The sequence below is a fragment of the Pseudomaricurvus sp. genome, from assembly GCF_965662505.1.
Classification (GTDB): Bacteria; Pseudomonadota; Gammaproteobacteria; order Pseudomonadales; family Cellvibrionaceae; genus Pseudomaricurvus.
In genome coordinates, this window is record NZ_CBFIHX010000024.1 from 21,990 (window position 1) to 37,372 (window position 15,383).

The 15,383-nt window shown below is 49.0% G+C and carries 14 protein-coding genes; 2 read left to right on the plus strand and 12 right to left on the minus strand.

Translation table 11 applies throughout. The features are described from left to right. Positions 1 to 16: 16 nt before the first annotated feature. From ACTG33_RS05225 to adk, 9 genes are all read right to left on the minus strand, one after another. On the minus strand, positions 17 to 1,162 hold the full coding sequence (locus ACTG33_RS05225) for a tRNA-queuosine alpha-mannosyltransferase domain-containing protein (protein WP_439134138.1): 1,146 nt from the start codon (positions 1,160 to 1,162) through the stop codon (positions 17 to 19). A 115-nt stretch (positions 1,163 to 1,277) separates the two neighbouring features. Further along, on the minus strand, positions 1,278 to 2,426 hold the full coding sequence (locus ACTG33_RS05230; RefSeq protein ID WP_439134139.1) for a cyclic nucleotide-binding domain-containing protein: 1,149 nt from the start codon (positions 2,424 to 2,426) through the stop codon (positions 1,278 to 1,280). 111 nt (positions 2,427 to 2,537) lie between these two features. Further along, positions 2,538 to 3,854, minus strand: coding sequence for a M18 family aminopeptidase (locus ACTG33_RS05235; RefSeq protein WP_439134140.1), 1,317 nt, complete (start codon positions 3,852 to 3,854; stop codon positions 2,538 to 2,540). A 121-nt stretch (positions 3,855 to 3,975) separates the two neighbouring features. After that, complete coding sequence (locus ACTG33_RS05240) at positions 3,976 to 4,911, minus strand: NAD(P)-dependent oxidoreductase (RefSeq protein WP_439134141.1); 936 nt, start codon at positions 4,909 to 4,911, stop codon at positions 3,976 to 3,978. Further along, complete coding sequence (locus ACTG33_RS05245) at positions 4,898 to 5,692, minus strand: undecaprenyl-diphosphate phosphatase (protein WP_439134142.1); 795 nt, start codon at positions 5,690 to 5,692, stop codon at positions 4,898 to 4,900. Before ACTG33_RS05245 ends, ACTG33_RS05240 begins: the two co-directional genes overlap by 14 nt. Positions 5,693 to 5,801: 109 nt before the next feature. Then, on the minus strand, positions 5,802 to 6,509 hold the full coding sequence (tsaB, locus tag ACTG33_RS05250; RefSeq protein ID WP_439134143.1) for a tRNA (adenosine(37)-N6)-threonylcarbamoyltransferase complex dimerization subunit type 1 TsaB: 708 nt from the start codon (positions 6,507 to 6,509) through the stop codon (positions 5,802 to 5,804). Between the two features lie 231 nt (positions 6,510 to 6,740). Next, entirely contained in the window at positions 6,741 to 7,577 is an 837-nt protein-coding gene (locus ACTG33_RS05255; RefSeq protein WP_439134144.1) for a hypothetical protein, read from the minus strand. A gap of 395 nt (positions 7,578 to 7,972) precedes the next feature. Next, a complete protein-coding gene (gene hemH / locus ACTG33_RS05260) occupies positions 7,973 to 8,953 on the minus strand; it encodes a ferrochelatase (protein WP_439134145.1) in 981 nt (326 codons plus the stop codon). A gap of 85 nt (positions 8,954 to 9,038) precedes the next feature. Then, positions 9,039 to 9,689 carry an adenylate kinase gene (gene adk / locus ACTG33_RS05265; protein ID WP_439134146.1) on the minus strand — a complete coding sequence of 217 codons (651 nt, stop codon included), beginning with the start codon at positions 9,687 to 9,689 and terminating at the stop codon, positions 9,039 to 9,041. A 537-nt stretch (positions 9,690 to 10,226) separates the two neighbouring features. Here adk and ACTG33_RS05270 point away from each other — a divergent pair. Together ACTG33_RS05270 and ACTG33_RS05275 are read left to right on the plus strand one after the other, a co-directional pair. Next, positions 10,227 to 10,430 (plus strand): hypothetical protein, encoded by a 204-nt coding sequence (locus ACTG33_RS05270; protein ID WP_439134147.1) that lies wholly within the window; start codon positions 10,227 to 10,229, stop codon positions 10,428 to 10,430. 76 nt (positions 10,431 to 10,506) lie between these two features. Beyond that, positions 10,507 to 10,893, plus strand: coding sequence for a type 1 pili tip component (locus tag ACTG33_RS05275; protein ID WP_439134148.1), 387 nt, complete (start codon positions 10,507 to 10,509; stop codon positions 10,891 to 10,893). Between the two features lie 13 nt (positions 10,894 to 10,906). Here the strand turns inward: ACTG33_RS05275 and mazG are convergent, their stop codons facing one another. From mazG to rlmD, 3 genes are all read right to left on the minus strand, one after another. Further along, positions 10,907 to 11,737, minus strand: coding sequence for a nucleoside triphosphate pyrophosphohydrolase (mazG, locus tag ACTG33_RS05280; RefSeq protein ID WP_439134149.1), 831 nt, complete (start codon positions 11,735 to 11,737; stop codon positions 10,907 to 10,909). A 49-nt stretch (positions 11,738 to 11,786) separates the two neighbouring features. Next, complete coding sequence (gene relA / locus ACTG33_RS05285; RefSeq protein ID WP_439134150.1) at positions 11,787 to 14,030, minus strand: GTP diphosphokinase; 2,244 nt, start codon at positions 14,028 to 14,030, stop codon at positions 11,787 to 11,789. 57 nt (positions 14,031 to 14,087) lie between these two features. Next, on the minus strand, positions 14,088 to 15,383 hold a 1,296-nt coding region (gene rlmD, locus ACTG33_RS05290; RefSeq protein WP_439134151.1), incomplete at its 5' end, for a 23S rRNA (uracil(1939)-C(5))-methyltransferase RlmD.

Sequence of the window (15,383 nt, forward strand, 5' to 3'; positions counted from 1 at the left end):
ACCGCAAGAGGCGCTATCATACCAATCCCTCCAGCAATTGACGATAACGGTCTTGCTGTCGATTCCAGCCCCACCTGGCAACATCAGGCCTCGAATCACAATCCTGAGCGTCACCCTCAGGCACCGGTTGAGACATGACCAACATCAATTGATCCACTGCGGCACACGCCTGATCCTCAAGGTTGTCCGAACTAACATCGTACAAGAAACCCGCAGAAACCATCTCCGGATAAGACAAACGATTTGGCAGAACAGGCAGACACCCTGCAGCTATCGCTTCCAATACTGCCAACCCCTGAAATTCATGCAGTGCGGTAGACAGCACCACATCCGCAGAGGACAGCCACTTCCGGTAGCGGGAGACATCGGGCTCATGACCGAATTGCACCAACTGATCAGAGAACGTCTCACCGATCGTGTGAAATTCCGCAGGGTATTGCCGAAACCGCTGCCCCAACAGGCACAATTGAAAATCGATATTACGATGGCGCAACTCATGCAGAATCGCCAACAGTAACCCCGGCCCTTTGTCGTATTCCCAGCGGGCAGCCCATAACAATCGTATAGGGCGAGCTTGGTTCTGCCCCCGAGGCCACATGCTGTTCCGTTCGTCCTCCCCGCAGGACTCTAAAGTGAAACACTCAGACTCCAAAGGCACAGGCAAGACGGAGGCTCTCTCAGCTAATTGCTCCACTACGCCCTTAGGAACCTGATCCGGCAAACGCTTGAGCAGATTTTCAACCCCGGCCAGGAAAGACTGACGATTAAAGTCTGTATTGAAAGCGATAGCGTCCGCGCAAAGTGCCGTATAGAGATTGAGCATCTGTGGCTCTACTGATTGATGGGCACTGTGGCTGCTGGGATACGCAAACTGGTTTTCGTGAAAGTAGACCAGCGTGGGAATCGTCGCCAGATTCGGCACAAACCCGCGTAACGCGGAAAGATCAGTCATTGAGGTGGTGATCACCAGATCGTAAGATCGCTCCAGGATATCACGCTGTTCAAAAGCCCAGGTAAGGCTGTTACCGCGTACACGCCAACTGAAATAACGCGGCGGCAGGGTCAATAGCGTCCAGTGATAATCAGGAAAATGGGATCTCAAGCCCTTATGCCAACGCTTGTGGCTATCGGCGTCGTAAGCAGACAATAAAAGGATGTTCACGGACAGTCGAACCCCGAATCATGAAATTCGGAGCACGATAACACAGAGAAATAAAAACATAGAATTAAAAAAACAGAGTATTAAAACAGGTCAGCAGCCCTAACCAATATGAGACCTAACCAACGTTTTGCATAGTGGGAACGTCTTGCTCGTAGGATTCATCCGCATTCTGAAGTATCCAGGCATCATAGCCTGCCTGACACAACAGATAAGCGGCCAGATGACTACGTCGGCCTGCGTTATCGGCAATAGCGTACTGAATTTGGCTGTCCAGCTCGTACAATCGATTACGCAAGGAAGAAAGCGGTATATTCTTACTGCCTTCAAGGTGATGACCGCGAAACTCCAACGGCATGCGCACATCCAGCAGGACGCACTTGTCTTTTTCCGTCTGATAGTCGGCAAAGCTCAGCGTTTTTTGCACAGGCTCGTGCAGTAACTTGGTAAAGTCTTCCTTGCCAAGACGCATCAACAAGCCGTCAGTCAGCATGGTAACGGTGGCATTACGAGGGGTTTCGGCGACTAGTGCCTCTTCACCAAAGTACTGTCCGGTTTCCAGCTTTACATTTACCTGACCCGTGACATTTTTCACTTTCGCCTGACCACGATCGATCACGTAGAAGAAATCGCCGGTTTCACCTTCTTTAATGACGTCTTCACCAGCCTTCACTTCTACAGCTTCAAAGCAGGTAAACAGTTGACGAATATGCGCAGGAGGGACGCGGGAGAACAGTAGAGATGAGAACAGCCCAGACATCCAATCGCCATGGCTTTCTTCGACTTCAACATGAGCCCTGGACAGATTCAGGCCAGACAGGGGGTCATCATTTGAGAAGAGGTCTGAATTTTCCAGCGGCGCAGTCAGATTGCCCAGCTCGACATCCTGATCGATATAGGACTCGCCATCAGCCGCTTGGCTCCAGACCAAAGCCAGATCAAGAAAGTCAGACTCGACCTGTAACAGTTTTACCGCAGATTTTGCGACCGCAGACACCTGAGTTGGTGAGGTATCCGTTAATGGCTGCTGAGCTCTGTCATCCCCGGCAACCACACTTTCTGTGGCAAAGTTTGCTCCAACCAGGTCTACAGTGCCTTCCAGCAAGTAATAACGATATTCTGCGTGCTTGCCTCGTCGAAACAGCAGCTTACCCTTCTTTTCAGTCGTAATCTTGCTGTGCTCGACCACCTTCTGCACATACTGGTCATCGAGACTGTTAAAAGGACTGAATAGTTTAAGCTGGGCAATAAGTTCCGGGTTTGACATGATACCACTCGACTTTAGAAGAAAAGGCTATAAAGAAAGCTCCATGGCGATTCGCTGCCGCCAGGGAGCTCTATTATAATCCTAAAGTCTGATATCACTCTGTGACTTAAATCACCGTCGGGTATCTAACAATGCCGATGGGGACGAAAAGAAGTGTCCGAGGGTGCGATAAAGGCCGTGAGCATCCTCGACGCCAGCCAGCTCCCGAATGGAATGCATGGCAAACGTCGGTACGCCAACATCCAGCGTTCGAACACCAACCTCAGCCGCCGTAATTGGCCCAATAGTACTTCCGCAGCCCATATCTGTTCTGACCACAAACGCCTGGACCGGAACCTCGGCCTGTTCGCACCAATGCCGGAAAGCCGAAGACGTCTCGCTATTGGTGGCGTAGCTCTGGTTCGCATTAATTTTAATCACCGGACCTTTATTTAGAATGGGGCCGTGATTGTGATCGTGACGATCGCTGTAATTGGGATGAACTCCGTGGGCATTATCCGCTGAAATCATTAACGATTGCGACAGACAGCGCAGTCGGGTCTCTGAATCGGGCAATAAACGGGTCAGGAAATCCTCCAGCATAGGCCCTTGAGCACCACAGGCCGAACGGCTGCCAACCTCTTCGTGATCATTACACACCAGCAGGACAGACTGTGTGCCATCGGCCTCCAACAGGCCTTGCAAACCAATAAAACAGCTCAACAGGTTATCGAGACGGGCACTGGCAATAAACTCGTTGTTAAAGCCAACCACAGAGGGCTTCTGAGTGTCATAGAAGCTCAATTCGTAATCCAGAACCTTATCCAGGTTATCGGCGCCCTCGTCTTTTAGCGCCTTGGCCAAGAGTTCACGAAAATCTGGCTTATCCGCTCCACTCACCTGCATCAAAACCGGGGGAATATCTTTCTGAGGGTTTACTGCCCCTTTCTGATTAACCTCACGATTCAAATGAATGGCCAGGCTGGGAATCACTGCAACAGGACGTTTGAAATCCAACAGTCGACTGGTAACAGTGCCCTGCTGCGTGCGATACGTCACCCGGCCGGCAATCGATAAATCACGATCAAACCAGGGATGCAGTAAAACCCCACCGTAGGTTTCTACACCCAGCTGGAAGTAACCCTGCTTCACCATTTCGGGTTGAGGCTTAACTTTGAGACACGGACTGTCTGTGTGCGCCCCAACCATGCGAATACCCTCTTCGGCCAACGACTGAGAGCCGTAGACAAAAGCGATGATGGATGAGTCATTACGGCAGAAATAATAGCGTTCACCCGCCGTTAACTTCCAGCTTTCAGACTCCAATAACCGTGTGAAGCCTTTGGCCTCCAACCTTGAAGCCATTGCCTGAACCGCATGAAACGGAGTCGGTGATTCCGCCAGAAAATCGAGTAATTGCTGATTAAAGTCAACGCTGTTCTGTGTCATATCAAATACTGTGCCCTGCACACCTGAATTTAATTCGTTGTCCGTCTGTAATAACCGCTCGCTGGAGTGACTGCTTATTAGGAAAGACCGCCCGCCAGACATCACTATTCACGTTTAACGTTTAAGACTTCTCTCTTGCTTTCAAACGCGCCAGTAAGCTGGATGTATCCCAACGGTTGCCACCTAGAGCCTGTACATCACCATAGAATTGGTCAACCAATGCAGTCACCGGTAACGAGGCTCCATTTTTTCGGGCTTCGTCCAGCACGATAGCTAGATCTTTACGCATCCAATCTACCGCAAAACCGTGTTCGTACTCCCCTGCCAACATGGTTTCATGTCGATTATCCATCTGCCAGGACTGCGCAGCTCCCTTGCTGATCACATCGACGACCTTTTTGCCATCCAAACCCGCCAGCTCGGCAAAATGCAGGCCTTCAGCCAACCCCTGAACCAGCCCGGCAATGCAGACCTGATTGACCATTTTACACAGCTGACCACTGCCTACGGGTCCCATTAACTGTACCGAACGCGCCATGGTATCTATTACCGGCTTGATGGACTGAAAAACACTATCGTCACCACCCACCATCACTGTTAAGGCGGCATTTATTGCTCCCTGCTGCCCTCCCGATACCGGCGCATCCAGGAACTGACACCCGCGTTTTTCTAACTCAGCATCCAATTCACGTGCGACCTCAGCCGAGGCAGTGGTATGGTCAACGACAACAGCGCCAGCCTTCAAGCCATGAATAACGCCTTCAGTACCCATCATTACCTGACGCAAGTCATCATCGTTTCCAACACAGCTAAACACAATATCTGCTTCCGCAGCGGCAAGAGCCGGGGTTAAAGCAAACTCACCGCCAAACTCCTTGGCCCACTGCTCTGCTTTAGCCGTTGTACGGTTATAAACCGTCACGGGATAGCCCGCCTGCTTCAGGTGCCCCGCCATGGGGTAACCCATGACGCCCAGACCAATAAAACTGATTTTTTTCATAGACTCCTCCTTCCACCGATCGCTCTGGCATCGCGTGTACTCATTAACTGAATGCAATCACCAATAAAATCACACCCAGTATCAATCGGTAAACCACAAAGGGCCACATACCTATACGATCAATTAACTTAAGAAAATAGTGAATACACAGAGCGGCACTCGCAGCAGAGATCACAATCCCCCAGAACAAATCCGACCAATCGATGCCCGGGTGTTCGAGTAAACCCAGGGCCTCATAGCCTCCACTCAGAATAATCAGGGGAATGGAGAGTAAAAATGAAAAACGGGCAGCTGCCTGACGCTCCAGCCCCATGGCCAAAGCCATGGTAATCGTGACGCCGGAACGGGAGGTCCCGGGTATCAGTGCCAGCGCTTGAGAACAACCAATCAAAATCGCCTGCCGGAACGTCATTTTATCCAGCGACGTTGTTCTTTTTCCGGTTTTATCCGCAAGCCCCAAAGCCACACCGAAGATGATGGTGGTAGCGGCAATCACCAGGACACTCCGCAGGTTTTGCTCAATAAAATCACTAAAAATCAGACCGCACAGCCCCGCTGGCACGGTTGCCCAAATCACATACCAGGCCAAGCGACTTTCCGAGGTTTGTCCCCCTTTGAAGCTGGTAAACCATGCTCGAACAAGTTGAATGATGTCGTTTCTGAAATACCCCATGACAGCAATCAACGTTCCCACATGAACGGCGACATCAAAGGCGAGCCCCTGGTCCGGCCAACCGAGGACTTCACTGGGTAAAATCAGATGAGCGGAGCTGGAGATGGGGAGAAATTCGGTGAGTCCCTGAATCAGGGCGAGAATGACAAGGTGCAACGTATCCATATAATCCTTATTCCACTGTGGTCAGAAAACTGTCGTCCATAACCTGAGTTACAAACGATCTCGACAAGCAGTCATCACATAACGATCAATGTACCCAATCGTCATATCCCTATCGCCGGATACGCTGTCGCTTTTTCCAGGCGACACTATCCCTTAAATAGACAGGCTGAGTGCTCTCAGCCGTTTCAGTTTGACCTAAATGAAGCGCAGATTGTGCCAACTCGAGCATATTTTCTGCTCGCGGCAATAAATCCCTGTTTTCGCTGGCAGCATCAATACCTTCAATCGCAGGATAATGGCAACCGGCCCCAACTTTGATCAAATCTTGCGCCGCTACGGAACCTAAAGGTCCAAAACCTGGTACATCATTGGGCGAACAAACAAACTCCTCTGTCACCGGCACTGTCTGACCGCCTTTCTGTTGATAAAGAGCCCAATACACTTCTGCCATACGTGCATCCAAGGACACCAAAATATGATCGTGCTCTTTCAGACCACCCGAGCGAGCAGCGCCCAAAGCCATAGTATGGAGAGTTGAAACAGGAATTACCGGTAAATCGACAGAAAAAGCCAACCCCTGAACCACACTCAGGCAAATTCGCAGACCAGTAAAGGAGCCTGGACCACGTCCGTAAGCTATTGCATCCAAATCGGAAAGGGTTATCGAGTACTTTTGCAACAAAGCATCGATCATAGGCAGTAATCGCTGAGAATGTTGCCTGGGAGCCTGAATAAACTCAGCGTGAACCTGTCCGTCCTTCAATAATGCAATCGAACAGGCATCGCACGACGTATCAACAGCCAAAATAGTGCTCATTTCCAAACAACCTTTAACCAAACAGAGAGAGATAGTCCGGAGGCCCACAAGGCCCAAGCCACAGATAGGCCAAAAGGAGTATCGAGCGCATTTTCTCAGATTTCCCTGAGCGGATACAGATTACAGATACAAAAAATCCCCATCATGATCACATGAAGGGGATTTTCTAAAGCTGATAACAGCTTTTAACCATCGCCAGGCGAACAAACAACGTGTCGCCTTACAGTCAAATTACTTCTTGGCGGCAGTTTTCTTCTTTGCTGGAGCTTTTTTACGCTTTGGAGCTGCTTTTTTGGCAGCTGGCTTGCGCTTAGGCTTAGGAGCAGCTTTTTTCTTGGCTGAAGCAGCTGCTTTTTTCTCAGCGGCTTTAGCTTTGGCAGCAGCCTTCTTCTCAGCGGCTTTAGCTTTAGCAGCAGCCTTCTTCTCAGCAGCTTTTGCCTTCACAGCGGCCTTTTTAGCAGCGACTTTGGCTTTGGCAGCAGCTTTTTTCTCTGCAGCTTTAGCTTTGTCAGCGGCTTTTTTGGCAACAGCTTTAGCTTTAGCCATAGCTTTCTTCTTGGCTGCAGCTACCTTCTTGGCATCGGCAGAAGCACGTTGCTTCTTCCACTTAGCTTCAAAGGCTTTAACCGCTTTGGCCAGATCTGCATCAGCTTTAGTCGACAAATCAGAAGCCATGCCATCGATTTTAGTTGTAACAGCGTCTTCCGCAGCTTTTGCAGCAGCAACACTCTTAGCTTGAGCCAACTTCAGCTTGGCATCAGCAGCTTTCGCACGCAGAGCCTTGACCTTGTCGCCCAATTTAGCAGCTTGGTTGCTTGCTGATGCAGCAGAACGCTTATCAGCAGCTTTTTTGGACTTCGCTGCTTTAGCTTTAGCAGTTGCCGCTTTTTTACGAGCTGCAGCCTGAGCAGTTGCCTGAGCTTTGATGTCTTTTTGCAGTTTGCTCAGAGCATCCTGAGCTTTGACAACAGCGGATGACTCAACTTTTTTTGCTGTTGCCGCTTTTTTAGCTGGAGCACGACGTTTTGCCGGCGCCTTTTTAGCTTTCGCTTTTGCTACTTTTGCCATCCTTAATTCTCCTCATCATTAAAAGATGCAGTACCACTAACACATTGAACCATAGCACAAATATTAAACGTCAAAGACGTCGACTGGAATATTATTTAAAAAACTCAGGTTTTGCACCCTTTCACCCTGTTTTTTTCCATAAAAGTTCATTTTTTTGATGATTTTTTTACTTTTTAGGTCACAACAAAGAATTTTCATGTGCTTTTAAAGAACAAACCAAAGAAACCGATAGCGACTTATATTTTTTATCAACTTTGATTAGATGGCCTCCTTGATCGCCAAACAGAAAATTCAGAAACATTATTTGAGATCCCTTTAAGACTTTCGGCCATCTAAAACTTAAAACTAAAAGGATCGTAACGGGGAAAAGCGTTTCAAAAAGACCCTTTCAAAAACTAGATGCGGTATTCCGTAACAATTTTTTCCAACAAGTCGACATGATCTTCAGAATCATTCAGACATGGGATGTATTCGAACCGCCCACCCCCTGCTGACAGAAAGATCTCGCGGTTCTCCTGATCAATTTCTTCAACAGTTTCCAGGCAGTCAGAGGCAAAAGCCGGACAGAGGACATCCACACTACTTACCCCTTCCTTTCCCCAGCTTTCGAGTAATTTATCCGTGTAGGGCGTTAGCCATTCGGCCTTACCCAAGCGAGATTGAAAGCTGATCGCCCACTGAGAATCATTCAACCCCAATTTATCTGCAACCAACTGTGCTGTCGCCCGACTTTGCCGCTCATAGGGGTCTCCTTTTTCAACACAACGCTTTGGAATGCCGTGAAAAGAAAATAACAGCTTTTCTGCTTGATCATGCGACTGCCAATGATGACGAACGGAATTGGCTAATGCTGTTATGTAGTCGTCGTGATCAAAATACTCTTTATGGATAGAGATATTACTGATATTCCGCTGACCGGTGATCAAGTTAGCGTATTGATCGTAAATCGCTGCTGTCGTAGTAGCCGAATATTGAGGATATAAAGGAAGCACAACAATCTTATCAACACCCGCCGATTCCAGTTCAGCAATACGCTGAGCCAGCTTTGGTTCTCCATACGTCATCGCATACTTCACAACCACATCGGCTTCATCAAAGCGAGATTGCAACCCAGCAACCTGCTTTTGAGTAATGACTTTTAGAGGCGAGCCTTCCGGAAGCCAGATTTCTTTGTACAATTTGGCAACTTTAGGTGAACGAAATGGCAAAATAATGCCGTAGAGAATTGGCCACCAGACTAATCGAGGGATTTCGACAACTCTGCGATCCCCCAGAAACTCTTCCAGAAATTGACGAACAGCTTTTGGAGTAGGTTCAGTTGGCGTGCCCAAATTCATCAACACCACACCAAGCTTGGTATTTTTATCCGATTTCATCGCGTATTCCTTTATGACAGGCAAAAAAATAGGCCCCTAAAAGGGGCCTATTCTACAGACTTTTAGCGCTGAAGATCATTCACGTTCAATCGAGAGCAGCAAAGACCTTGGCTTTAATGTCATCCAAGCTACCAACACCGGCGATGCGGGTGTACTGAGGTGCTTTTTCACCGGACTCGCCCAGAGACTGATAAAAGCCTACGAGAGGTTCAGTCTGATCATGGTATATCGCTAGACGCTTACGAACCGTCTCTTCCTGATCGTCTTCACGCTGAACCAGGTCTTCACCGGTTTCATCGTCTTTGCCTTCTACTTTAGGCGGATTGTAAATCAGGTGGTAGGTGCGCCCGGATGCCGGATGAACACGGCGGCCGCTCATACGCTTTACAATCTCTTCATCTTCTACGTGAATTTCCAACACGTGATCAATATCTACACCAGCGTCTTGCAGAGCTTCGGCCTGAGGAATGGTACGAGGGAAGCCATCAAACAGAAATCCACCCGCACAATCATCCTGGGCAATACGATCTTTGACTAAAGCAATGATCAGATCGTCTGACACCAAACCACCAGAAGCCATAATATCTTTTGCCTTGAGCCCCAGAGGGGTACCGGCTTTCACCGCTGCACGCAGCATGTCTCCGGTAGAAATTTGCGGAATGCCGTATTTCTCCGTAATAAACTGAGCCTGAGTGCCTTTACCTGCGCCAGGCGCGCCCAATAAGATGATACGCATAAGGGATTAACTCCTGTTTAGCCGACATTTCTGTGACGCCCGATAAAATGCAACCGCCAAAGTGGCCAGACACAATATCTCCAAGGGTACTGATCAGAAAGAAGGGACCTAAAAAAGGGGCTACAATACACGCTGAACCCCTTAATCTCAAGCTCACGTCCCGTTCTAAACCGTTCAGACAACTCTAACTACTTGTTTTTCAAAATTATTTTCTACTAAGCCCACGAGTATGGTCTTTCATACAGGGTAAATTGGTCATAATTTCGGATTTAGCACGCAATTTTTCCCTTCACCTGCTACCTGTGGGCTATAACTATCTATATGGGACATCAGTACGGTCTATATAAAGACTCTATGTCTTATATAGAGTCTTTATATAAAGGTGAACTTATTATAGACATGAGTCAGACATCAATTAGATAACTAAGGATATAGTCCCCAAAGCGGAGCCACCCAACGGAGGTTATCTATATTGGACGACCATGCTAGGATGTCACACAGTGTTTTTAACCGAGTGCTTTTCATAGAGAGGTTATTATGAGCGCCCCCCCCTTGCTGGATGAACTAAAAACACCTTCAACCACCCCCACGACTGAATGCTGCCAGACCCCCTTGCTTCTGGACGACGCTGCAAAAATTGCAGCACTGACGGATCTCTACCCTCAACATACAACCGAAACCTTGATCACAGCTCTTCTTCATCACGCTCTGAGCGTCATTGATGCCCCGAGAGAGAACTGACACTCACCCATTTCAACCAGTGAAGCAACAACTTAAACATCCACATAGATTTTCAAAATATTGATCTGGGAGACTTATGGAACCATTTATTGACCTGACCCAAAAGTGGAGCCAGTTTGGACAGGGTGAACTCACCCCCGAGTCATACAGAATAGCGTTATCGGCTGCTGACAAAGCTGTACTGGACAAGCTCTGCAACCGCTACCCTCGATTAAATTGCGCCGAAATCATCCGCGATTTATTGTCTGCGGCTCTTCGAGACATGGAACAATCAATCCCTTACGAAAAAGGCAACAAGGTTATCGCCACCGATGAGTGGGGCGATGAAATCTATGAAGATTCGGGCCTGACACCTCGCTTTCTCAGCCTGGCAAAACAGTATCAGGCTCAACTCAGGGGCAACGCTGAAGCGACAGAGACGAACAAGGATGCCCCCCACTCCATCGCATCAAAAGAAAGCTGAATCCGAGTTAGACTCAGCTTTTTTGCAGAGCCTGCTTGGCTTCATCCCATAGTTGATCCATACGCTCAAGAGAGGCCACTTCCGGGGTTTCCCCCTGCTCTGCCAGTTTGCGCTCTATGTAGCGAAACCGCTGCTCAAACTTATCATTGGTGGCACGGGTAGCACTCTCAGGATCGACTTTGGCGTGACGACAGGCATTCACAACCGAAAAGATCAAATCTCCCAGCTCTTCCTTTACCTCATCTGGCTGATTACGTCGTACCGCCTCTTTGACCTCTTCCAGCTCTTCTTCTATTTGAGCCAGAACGCCCTCCATTGAAGACCAGTCAAACCCCGCTGACGAGGCACGTTTCTGCAATTTTGCGGCACGAGTCATTGCCGGCAAAGTTACCGGAATATCATCCAGCAACCCCATCTGCCCTTTAGCTTCACGTTCTTCTTTTTTTAGGGCTTCCCAACGAAACTTAATCTGTTTCTCTTCGTCTTGAGTTCGTTCAGCCGATATACGGCTCTCCAGTGTATTGTCAGGAAAGACATGAGGGTGGCGACGAATCAGCTTGCTCACCAAGTCAGAAACCACATCATTGAAATTAAAACGGTGCTCTTCTGTCGCAATTTGGCTGTAAAAGATAACCTGAAACAGCAAATCACCCAGCTCTTCTTTCAAGTGCGGATAATTTTCCCTCTCAATCGCATCCACCACCTCATAAGCTTCTTCAATGGTGGATGGCGCAATGGATTGATACGTTTGCACAATATCCCAAGGGCAACCGGTATCCGGTTCGCGTAAACGACGCATTAGCTCTTTTAAGTCGTCTAATGAATAGCCGCGCGGTTCAGTCACAAGGACTCCTTAGATACATCATTATGGACAGTACGACACGCCTGGGCTGTTAGTTATGTTTACGACGAGCGGAAGCCACGTTGGGCAACTGATTCAGACGACTCAAAACCCGACTCAGTTCAGTAAAACTACTGATTTCGATCGTCACCATCATATCCACTGTATTTTTGCGCTTGTCGGACAAGGTTTGCATCGCACTGATGTTGATGTGATCCGCATCCAGCAACGCCGTAATATCACGCAACAATCCATGACGGTCAAACGCTTCAATCATCACGTCTACAGAGTAGACACTTTGTGGAGCCTCACCCCAGTCAACTTTGATAATGCGCTCAGGTTCGTCGGTTTGCAGCTGGAGAATATTGTGACAATCCTGCCGATGAATCGATACACCACGCCCGAGGGTGATGTAGCCCATGATCGCGTCACCAGGGACCGGATGGCAGCAACCCGCAATATGCGTTAACAGGTTACCGACACCATCAATAAACAAATCGGAGTCATTATGCTGATGAGATGCTCGCCCAACCAGACTGATGACCGGTTCGGAAGCAGTGTCTTTGGCCAACATTTTCTGAGCCGCGTGCACCACCTGCCCAACGCCCAAATCGCTGGCGCCAACCGCCGCATACAAGTCTTCCAACCCGACCAGATTGAGTTTGCGTGCCAAGGCATCGTAATCCAGCTCATCCATCGCCAAACGACGAAATTCTTTATCCAGTACCGCACGCCCTTCTGCGATGTTTTGATCTCTGGCCTGCAACTTAAACCACTGCTGAACTTTCGCTCTTGCGCGTCCGGTTTTCAGATATCCGAGGGCTGGAGACATCCAGTCACGGCTGGGTGACTCATGCTTTCCCGTCAAAATTTCCACTTCATCCGCAGTTTTCAGCGCATAATTCAGCGGCACGATCCGACCATTAACCTTGGCTCCCCGGCAGCGGTGACCGATTTCGGTGTGCACACGGTAGGCGAAGTCCAAAGGCGTTGAGCCCTGAGGAAAATCAATAATGTGTCCGTCCGGGGTAAAAACGTAAACCCGATCCTGCTCAATCCCTGCGGACAGATCATCCTCTAAAGGATGACCGCCCAGCTCCTCATGCCATTCAAGAACCTGACGCAACCAGGCAATTTTCTGTTCGTAACTGTCAGCGCTGCCTTCCTGATCGGTGCCTTTATAGCGCCAATGAGCACAGACACCGTATTCGGCTTCCTCGTGCATGGCTCGGGTGCGAATCTGAACTTCCAGCACCTTGCGATCAGGCCCAATAACGGCCGTATGCAAAGAACGGTAACCATTCTCCTTAGGCGAGGCGATGTAATCATCGAATTCATTAGGGATGTTCCGCCACAAGCTGTGGACAATACCCAGCACGGAATAACAATCCCGTACCGTAGGTACCAGAATACGGACGGCACGAATATCATAGACTTGCGAAAAGCCGATATCCTTGCGGCGCATTTTTCGCCAGATACTGTAAATATGTTTCGCCCGGCCACTGATTTCAGCCTCGATGTGGGCAGTTTTCATTTCACTGTTGATAATATCGATCACATTTTCAATGAAATGCTGACGATCCAGACGACGCTCGTCCAGCAGCCTGGCAATACTCATGTAATCGTCAGGCTCAAGGTAGCGGAAGGATAAGTCTTCCAACTCCCATTTGATGTGGCCAATGCCCAATCGGTGCGCCAACGGAGCGTAAATATCCGCCACTTCCCTTGCTACCCGACGACGCTTGCGGTCATCAATGTTTTTTACAGCCCGAATCGCACAGGTCCGCTCGGCAAGCTTAATCAGGGCGATGCGGACATCGTCCACCATGGCCACTAACATCTTGCGAACATTATCGGACTGTTCCTGCGAAGGAGAACCGAGAACACTTTCTTCAGAATCATTACGCTGGGTGCTGATCGCAGCCATGCGTATAACCCCTTTGATCAGCTTGGCAACCGTTTCTCCAAACTGAGCTTCTACTTCCTTCAGGGGAATCTTGTTTTCACGGACAGCGCGATAAAGAATGGCAGCCTGCAGGGTTTCACCATCCAATTGCAGATCTGCCAGGATTTCAGCCATTTCCAGGCCGGTATGAAAACTACTGGCACCTTCAGCCCAAATATTATCGTTGGCGATGGCCGTTTCTTCTGACGCCAGGCTTACTTCGCAGGCCTTCTGCAGCGGCGGAAGTACAACATCTTTTAGTGAGTGGGTTTCGATCAACCGACGCAGCCAGGCCTCGATATCCACTCTACCGTCATCCTTCACCGGATGATCTTCTCTTACTTTAACCATAGTATTTTAGAGCCAGTACCTTTCAACAGACCAAATGTGCATGCCCTTGCGGACGGCCTACACACGCACAAATAGTGCCATTGTTTCCATGTGAGCGGTTTGAGGAAACATATCCAGCGCCCTCAACTCCATCAGTTTGTAGCCTCCACTCGCTAAAATAGCGGCATCTCGCGCAAAACTGGCGGGATTACAGGAGACATAAACCAGCCTTTCGACCTCCGATTCAGCCATTTGTTCACAGACAAATTTCGCACCGGAGCGAGGGGGGTCGAGCATCAGCTTATTAATTCTTTCTTGGCGCAGTAAAGCACCTAATGCCTGACTTTCAAGGTTTAAAGCCTTAAATGTGCAATTTTCCAGCGCATTTCGCGCACTATTTTCTTGCCCGCGCACCACCATGGACTCAATAGCTTCAACCCCAATCACGGTTGCAGCACGCTGAGCGATAGGCAATGTAAAATTACCAATCCCACAAAACAGATCTACCACCCGATCATTACCCGTCAGATCAAGCCAGTCTATAGCCTGAGAGACCATCAGCGGGTTTACCTGAGCGTTCACCTGGGTAAAGTCTTGCGGGTGGAACCCTAAGCTAATAGAGCCTGACTGTGAAGCCTCCCCAATTAGCTCGAAATACATTCTGGGATCCACTGTGTTGCCAGAACTGTCTCGCAGAGGGCCATTTTTTTCAGCTTGAAACCAAACAGCCAGAACAGTTTGCTCCAGATTTATTTCGGACACTCCCTGCATGAATGTTTGTGGCAAAGGCTTAACATGACGAATTACCACGCCAGCCATCGGCGCTCCATTGGCCTCAAATCCTGCGACCAGCTCAATATGGCTGACACCGGCTTTGGGTGGCAGTGTATCCAGCCAAGCCTGTATCGCTGTGATTAATGGAGTCAGAGACGAATGCAGTACTGAACACTGATCGATAGCGACCAGCTTATCATTTCCCTGCTCTCGAAAAGCGAGCCGCTGCTGACTATCCACCCCCAACCGCACTCGTGAGCGATAACCATAAGGCGAAGAAACAACCGGTTGCAGAAGCTTCTCAGGCTCCAGCCCCTGCTGGCGTTTCAACAGCGACAACAAAGATTGCTGTTTAAAAAAGAGTTGTCTTGCCGGTGATAAATGCTGTAACTGGCAGCCACCGCAGGCTTCGTAGTGGGGGCACTCAGGAGAAACCCGGTCTTCTGAAGACTCCTGAATCTGACGAGTTTCGCATTCACTGAAACGCTTTTGACGACGGTAATGAGCAATTTCGACTTTCTCACCAGGTAAAGCACCGCTGACAAAGACTGTTTTACCTTCATGACGTGCCACACCCCGACCATCGTGTGAAAGGTCATC